General features: G+C 62.0%; 1 protein-coding gene. It reads right to left on the minus strand.

Annotation, left to right across the window (positions count from 1 at the left end):
• Positions 1-90 precede the first annotated feature (90 nt).
• The coding region (locus AC0L20_RS39950) for a M24 family metallopeptidase (protein ID WP_473295659.1) at positions 91-429 on the minus strand (339 nt) is incomplete at its 5' end.

Raw genomic sequence — 429 nt, forward strand, 5'->3', positions numbered from 1 at the left:
CCCATAGGCTGTCTGACACGCTGTCATCGGGGGCGAGCCCCCTCCCACATTTTGCACCGTTGCGCCGGCCGCCACTTGGGCGCCGGGTAATCAACTATTTGCAATGGCAATCACACCCTTGAGCACCCGCGTGCAATCGCGTTTCTGCTCTTCGCTCGGCGTACCGACGGGCACCATCCGCGTGATATCGGTGGTACCGCCCAGGTACTGGCCGCCCGAATCGATCAGCAACAGGCCATCGCCTTCGATCACCGCATGTTCTTCTGGCGTGGCGTGGTAGTGCGGCATCGCGCCGTTGGCATTGAAGGCAGCTATGGTGTTGAAACTCAGCGATACATAACCCGGACGGCGCATGCGCGCTGCCGTCAGATGCTCGTCGATCGTCAGCTCAGTAATGCGCTCACGCCCCAGGGCCTTCTCCAGCCAGGC

The sequence above is a fragment of the Bradyrhizobium sp. Kon58 genome, assembly GCF_055807455.1.